Annotated in this window: 2 protein-coding genes and 2 pseudogenes; 1 reads left to right on the top strand and 3 read right to left on the bottom strand. The window is 74.3% G+C overall.

What is annotated here, in order from left to right; translation table 11 throughout:
• A pseudogene (locus tag ACFW1A_RS13890) lies at positions 1-492 on the bottom strand (chitinase); the annotation flags it as partial.
• Positions 493-915: 423 nt separating this feature from the next.
• Between ACFW1A_RS13890 and ACFW1A_RS13885 the strand changes: the two are divergent.
• Complete coding sequence (locus ACFW1A_RS13885; protein WP_380408529.1) at positions 916-3,393, top strand: lamin tail domain-containing protein; 2,478 nt, start codon at positions 916-918, stop codon at positions 3,391-3,393.
• A 464-nt stretch (positions 3,394-3,857) separates the two neighbouring features.
• Here the strand turns inward: ACFW1A_RS13885 and ACFW1A_RS13880 are convergent.
• Positions 3,858-4,910 (bottom strand): annotated as a pseudogene (locus ACFW1A_RS13880) (hypothetical protein); the annotation flags it as partial.
• A gap of 449 nt (positions 4,911-5,359) precedes the next feature.
• Positions 5,360-6,751 (bottom strand): hypothetical protein, encoded by a 1,392-nt coding sequence (locus ACFW1A_RS13875; protein WP_380408527.1) that lies wholly within the window; start codon positions 6,749-6,751, stop codon positions 5,360-5,362.
• Positions 6,752-6,816: the final 65 nt, after the last annotated feature.

Raw genomic sequence — 6,816 nt, 5'->3', positions numbered from 1 at the left:
GGCGTGCAGGCCGTACTTGGTGATGACCTTCTGGTAGCCGGCGGCGGTGGCCTCGGGGGTGCCGCAGGTCTGGCCGAGCTTGGTGCCGCCGTAGCCGCCGACGGACACGGACACGTCGCCGCCCTTGGCGCGGATCGCCGCGATCACGGCGGGCATGGTGGTGTCGGTGTCGATCGAGGAGGTGCCGCCCCAGGCGGGGGAGCAGCCGCCGCCGTCCAGGATGAAGGCGAGCTGGAAGGCCTTCTGGCCGGTGGCGTCCATCACCGCGCCGGCGTCCGGCGGGTTGTTGTCCTCGGGCATCAGGTACGGCGCCGACGCGTACCAGTTCGGGCTCAGGGCACTGGTCGTGGTGCTGGCCTGCGCGGAGCCGGTCGCGGCCACCGCCGCGACGGTACCGGCCAGCAGCGCCAGCGAGGCCGCGCCGGCCACCAGGCCGGAACGCCTGCGCCGGTGCGGGGTGGGGATTTCGGGAGCGGGCAGGGCTCGTTCCATGGGGGTGCCTTTCCGAACAACGGAAGTGGGGGAAAGCACGCCCGGGCACCGCCGTGGGGAGGCGGACGCGGGGGCGTTTCAGCAGGGAGCCCGAGCCGGCGCCGCGGTGGGCCGCCGACTGCCGCACCAGAATGGACTAGACCAGGTGGGGGCTGTCAAGGGATAGCGCGTTCCTGACAGGAATTCCGGATCGGCATTTCCCGCCATTCGGGAAATCGCTCTCCAACAGGAAACTTGACTAACCATCAGTGGGCAATTCACCTCGCCGAACGCCTGCGCCTGCGCCCCCGCGAGCCTTCGCCCGGGCACCCCCGCCCCCGGCGGGCCCCGGGCGTTCGGCAAAGAGTTCTCCCCGGGATGCATGGAGTTCAACTGAACTGCGCAGGATGCCCCCTGACATCCGCTCAATCGCCGAGGAGAAGCATGTCCAGAGTTCTACGCGCGTCGCTGGCGGTCGGATCGACCGCCGTGGTGATCGCGGCCCTCGCCGCGGTCCCCAGCGCGCAGGCGGCCCGTTCGACCGACGTCGTGATCAGCGAGGTCTACGGGGGCGGCGGCAACTCCGGCGCCACGCTGAAGAACGACTTCGTCGAGCTGTACAACAGCGGCTCGGCGCCGATCGCCCTGGACAACTGGTCGGTGCAGTACATCTCGGCCACCCCGGGCGCGGCCACCACCTGGCAGCTGACCCCGCTGACCGGCACGCTCGCCCCCGGCGCCGTCTACCTGGTGGCCGAGGCGGCGGGCACCGGCGGCACCCAGGACCTGCCGACCCCGAACGCCACCGGCGCGATCAACCTGAGCGGCACCAACGGCACCGTCGCCCTGGTCACCAGCACCACCGCGCTCACCTGCAAGACCGCCGCGGACTGCGCGGCCGACCCGACCGTCCACGACCTGGTCGGGTACGGCACGGCCGTGATCCACGAGGGCGCCGCCGCCGCGCCGGCCGCGACCAACTCCACCTCGGTCTCCCGCGACGCCGCCGGCACCGACACCGACCAGAACGGCGCGGACTTCACCGCCGGCGCCCCGACGCCCGGTCAGCCCGGTGCCACCGGCAGCCCGTCGCCGACCCCGAGCGCCAGCAGCAGCCCCTCGCCCACGCCCAGCCCCACCCCCACCGGCACCCCCGCGCCGACCCCCGGCCCGCTGCGCATCCACGACATCCAGGGCACCTCCTGGGTCTCGCCGCAGAACGGCAAGACCGTCAGCAACGTCCCGGGCATCGTGACCGCCGTGCGCACCAGCGGCACCAAGGGCTTCTGGATCCAGGACCCGCAGCCCGACGACAACCCGGCCACCAGCGAGGGCCTGTTCGTCTACACCAGTGCCGCCCCGACCGTCGCGGTGGGCGACTCGGTGCTGGTCTCCGGCAAGGTCTCCGACTACTACCCGCTGGCGAGCGGCGACACCGCCGCCACCACCTCCAACCTCTCGGTCACCGAGCTCACCGGCCCCACCGTCGCCGCCCTGAGCAGCGGCAACCCGCTGCCCGCCCCGATCGTGCTGAACGCCGCCACCGTGCCGGACGCCTACGCCCCCGACCTGGGCGGCGCGAGCATCGAGAGCACCCCGATCACTCCGACCCGGTCCGCCCTGGACTTCTACGAGTCGATCGAGGGCATGCGGGTGGAGGTCGACGACGCGCGGGTGGTCGGCCCGTCCGACAAGTACGGCGAGCAGTACGTGACGACCCGTCCGGACCAGGCCGCCACCTACCGCGGCGGCACCGAGCTGCTCGGCGAGAACCAGGTGCCGTCCGGCCTACTGGAGGTCGTCCCCACCGACGGCAGCAACCCGGGCGTCGACGTCGGCGACCAACTCGGCGGCGCGACCGTGGGCCCGATCGACTACTCGCAGTACGGCGGCTACCTGCTGGCCGCCGCCACCGTCGGCACCCCGGTGCACAACCACCTGGCGCCGGTCACGGCCACCGCCCCCGACGCGAAGAGCCTGTCGGTGGCCACCTACAACGTGGAGAACCTGGCCCCGTCCGACCCGGACGCCAAGTTCCAGCGGCTGGCCGCCGGGGTGGTCACCAACCTCGCCTCACCGGACATCGTCGCCGTCGAGGAGATCCAGGACAACAGCGGCGCCACCGACGACGGCACGGTCGCCGCGGACCAGACCCTGGCGAAGCTGACGGCCGCCGTCTCGGCCGCCGGTGGACCGGCCTACCAGTACCGCGAGATCGACCCGGTCAACGACCACGACGGCGGCCAGCCGGGCGGCAACATCCGCACCGTCTTCCTGTTCAACCCGGCCCGGGTCTCCTTCGTGGACACCGGCGACGCCGCCGTGGACCGCAGCACCACCGGCACCCAGGTGGTCAAGGAGCACGGCAAGCCCGCGCTCACCCTGTCCCCCGGCCGGATCGACCCGGCCAACCCGGTCTGGACCGCCAGCCGCAAGCCGCTGGTGGGTCAGTTCAGCTTCCGCGGCCAGGACGTCTTCGTGATCGCCAACCACTTCGACGCGAAGCTGGGCGACCAGAACCAGTTCGGCCGCTACCAGTACCCCGCGCAGAGCTCGACCGTGCAGCGGGCCGGACAGGCCCAGGTGGAGCACGACTTCGTCCAGCAGCTGTTGGCCGTCGACAAGAAGGCCGACGTGGTGGCGGTCGGCGACCTGAACGACTACCAGTTCAGCCCCGCGCTCAACGCCCTGACCACCGGCACCGCCGACGGCACCGGCCAGCGCGTGCTCACCGACCTGATCACCACGCTGCCGCAGGACCAGCAGTACACCTACGTGTACGACGGCATCTCCCAGGTGCTCGACCACATCCTGGTCTCGCAGGGCGCCAGGGACGTCAAGTACCAGGTGGTGCACGTGAATTCGGAGTTCAGCAACCAGGCGAGCGACCACGACCCGCAGGTCGTGCAGTTCCGGCCGTAGCACCGCGAAGGCCCGGGACGCGTGGCGTCCCGGGCCGCCGGGCGGACGGACAAGCGGGCGGATCAGCCGATCAGGTCGAACTCCTCCCACTGGCCGATCGCGGTGCGGTTGGCGATCAGCGAGGAGGCGCCGGCGTTCTCGGCGGTCACGTACTGGTTGTCGGCGGCGGCGAGGAAGCTCACGCTGCCGTCGGCGTTGGTGACCAGTTGGAAGGTCTCCCACTGGGCGATCGCGGTGCGGTTGGCGATCAGCGGCGCGGCGCCCGCGCTCTCGGCGGTCACGTAGCGGTTGTCGGCGTGGGCGCGCAGGGCGACGTTCGCCCCGCCCAGCGGGATCAGGTCGAACTGCTCCCAGAACCCGATCGCGGTGCGGTTGGCGATCAGCGCCGAGGCACCGGCGTTCTCGGCGGTCACGTACTCGTTGTTCGCGTGGGCGCGCAGGCTGACCACCCGCTGCGCGGCGTTGGTGAAGCCGTTGGTCATGTTCGGCGAGCCCAGCCCGGTCGGACCGTCGTAGCCGCCGGTCCCGGAGCAGAGGTAGGCCGGCGAGCAGGAGCCGTTGCTGCCGCCGGACACGTCGTACAGCGCGTAGCTGCGGGCGTAGGGGTAGGCGGCCGGGTAGCTGCCGGCGCCGGGGGTGCCGGCCAGCGCGTAGACGGCGGCGATGATCGGCGCGGCCACGCTGGTGCCGCCGTAGACCGCCCAGCCTGACGTGCCGTAGGTGTCGTACACGGCCACGCCGGTGGCCGGGTCGGCGACCGCGGAGACGTCGGCGACGGTGCGGTGCCCGCACCCGCCGTCCGACTGCCAGGACGGCTTGCCCTCGTAGGCCGAGCAGCCGGAGCCGGACCCGCTCCACGCGGACTCGCTCCACCCCCGGGCGTTCGAGGCGCGGGTGAGCGAGGTACCGCCGACCGCCGTCACGTACGGCGAGGCGGCGGGGTACTCCACGCCGTAGCCGGAGTCGCCGGCCGAGACGGTGATCGCGACGCCCGGATGGTTGTAGTAGGCGCTGTCCCAGCTGGTCTCGGCCGAGGACTCGCCGCCGCCGTAGCTGTTGGAGACGTACTTCGCGCCCTGGGCCACGGCCTGGTTGACCGAGGTGCCGAGGTCGCCGATGCTCGCGGTGGTGGCCTCGACCAGCAGGATCCGGGCGTTCGGCGCGATCGCCGAGACCATGTCGAGGTCGAGCGAGATCTCCGAGCCCCAGCCGGAGTTACCGGCCGGGTAGCCGGTGCCGCCGTTCTGGTTGATCTTGCGGAAGCAGCCGTTGGCCGTGGTGCAGGCGGGCAGCCCGTACTGGGCGCGGTAGGTGGCCAGGTCGGCCTCGGCGTTCGGGTCGTCGTAGGCGTCCACGACGGCCACGGTCTGCCCGGCACCGCCCCCGCCCGGCAGGGTGTAGGCGCCGAGCAGGTCGCTCGGGCCGTAGCCGGCGGGGGTGGCCTGCGGGGAGACGGCGTGCAGCCGCAGCTCCTGCGGCTGGGTCACGTCGGTGCGCCGCACGGCCTGGCAGGCCATCAGGCCGACCGCCTTCGGTGCGGCGCAGGCCCGTTCGGTGGTGTGGCCGCCGCTCGTCGTGGTGGCCACTGCGGCGGCGGGCGCGGCCTGGGCGGGCGCGGCCAGCGAGACGCCGCCGGCCAGCAGGGCGGCGGCGGCGAACAGGGCGGTGGCGAGGGTGCGGGGCGGGGTGTGCGCGGTGCGGTGGACGACCAAGGCACTGCCTTTCCATCGGGGCGCGCCGACGTCCCCGGCGCGGCGGGGACGGACGGGCGCGCGGGCACGGCGAGGTGGCTGCGCGGGGAAGTCGTGCGGCGGTGCGTTCGCCCCAGCTGCTCGCGGACGACCCGGGCTTCGCGCCAGCTGGCACGAGCACGGTAGTCGAGCCACCATGGCCACGACAAGATGGCTTCACCAGAAGGGAGTTGACGCCCCGACGGACCGTGGCTGCGGCCGCGGCCGACCCGCCGTCAGCGGCGACCCGCACCGCCCACCGGCGCGTCCCGGTCGTCCGGCGCCACCTCGTGCACGTACCAGAGCCAGTGCGAACGGACCAGCCGCACCGACTGACCCTCCGTCAGCCCGGTCAGCAGCGCGGTCCGCACCGGCAGCAGCCAGACCGACCGACCGTGGGCGGGACTGACCGCGAGCAGGCTGGGCTCCTTGCCCTCCCGGGTGGAGCGCTGCACCCGGACCAACTCCCCGGCCACCGAGCGGCGGTGGCCCAGGTCGTGCACCCCGGCCAGGCAGCAGGCGACGGCCGGCAGGAACACCGCCAGCAGCACCGCGCCGTAGAGCAGCAGCACCGGCCGGGGCAGGTACGGCTGCCCGTCCCGGTCCCGCAGCACCGCCGCGCAGCCCAGTACCGCGAGCAGCCCCGCACTGAACAGGCAGACCAGGCCGCCCGCCCAGGCCGCCCGGCTCGGCGCCAGCAGCGTGCCGCGCAGCAGCGAACGGCGCAGCCTGACTTCGTGCCAGCCGCCCTGCGCCGACCAGGCCCGCCGGCGCTGCTGCGGCCCGAAGGAGATCGCCCGGGCCGCCACCGGGGCCGCGCCGTGGGCCACCGCATGGGCGAAGCGCCGGTCCCCCGCCGCCACGGCGGCCGGCACCCGGTGCGCCCAGCCCGCCTCGCCGCGCAGCCGCACCCCGAGGGCCCGCCAGTGCGCCCGGTCCGCCCGGGCGGTCGGCACGCCGCGCCGGCCCGCCACCTCGACCAGACCGACGGCCAGCGCCAGTGCCGCCACCACCGACCAGCCGGCGCCCGCCAGCCATCCGGCCAGGGCACCCGGCCCGGCCAGGGCGCTCCAGCGGAGCCGGGCGGCCCGGTCGAACCGGGCCACCAGCAGCCCCGCGGTCCGCGCCTCGGCGCCGACCGCCCGGGCGAACTGCCGTTCCCACTCCGCGTGCTGCTGCGGTCCGCCGCGGGCCAGCGCGCCGAGCGGCAGCGAGCCGCGCAGCGCGTAGCCGACGACCCGCTCCAGCACCAGCACCTCGAAGCCGGTCAGCGGCTCCGGCGCGCCCGCAGGCGGGGCCGTCGGTAGGGCCGCGGGTGGTTCTGCCCGTGGTTCCGCTGCTGAGACCGCCGGTGCGACCAGGGCCGCCGTCGGTCCGGTGCCGGTGGGGGTCAGCCGGACCAGGCCGCGCGCCGCCAGGTCCAGCAGGGTGGCCGCCGCCTCGGTGCCCCGCAACCGGCCGCCCCGGGCGATCAGGCTGCCCAGCGCGGGTGCCCGGGACGCGGTGCCGGCCCGGTCGGTGCTCCCCCGCGCGGCCCGCCGCCGCGCCCGGACCAGTGCGACCAGCAGGCCGAGCAGCCAGCCCAGCAGCAGCACCCCGGCCACCCGGGCCCACCCGGCCTCCGTCACCCGCCCCTCCCCTGTTCGCGCTACCGGCCCCCTACCCCGTCGGCGGACGCCCAGACCTGATCGGA

It is taken from the genome of Kitasatospora sp. NPDC058965 (genome assembly GCF_042741245.1).
Classification (GTDB): domain Bacteria; phylum Actinomycetota; class Actinomycetes; order Streptomycetales; family Streptomycetaceae; genus Kitasatospora.
This window is presented reverse-complemented; position numbering and strand designations above follow the sequence as displayed.

Bases quoted from the DNA above. Each gene is read 5' to 3' on its own strand.
- ACFW1A_RS13885 (WP_380408529.1), top strand. From the start codon at position 916: ATGTCCAGAGTTCTACGCGCGTCGCTGGCGGTCGGATCGACCGCCGTG.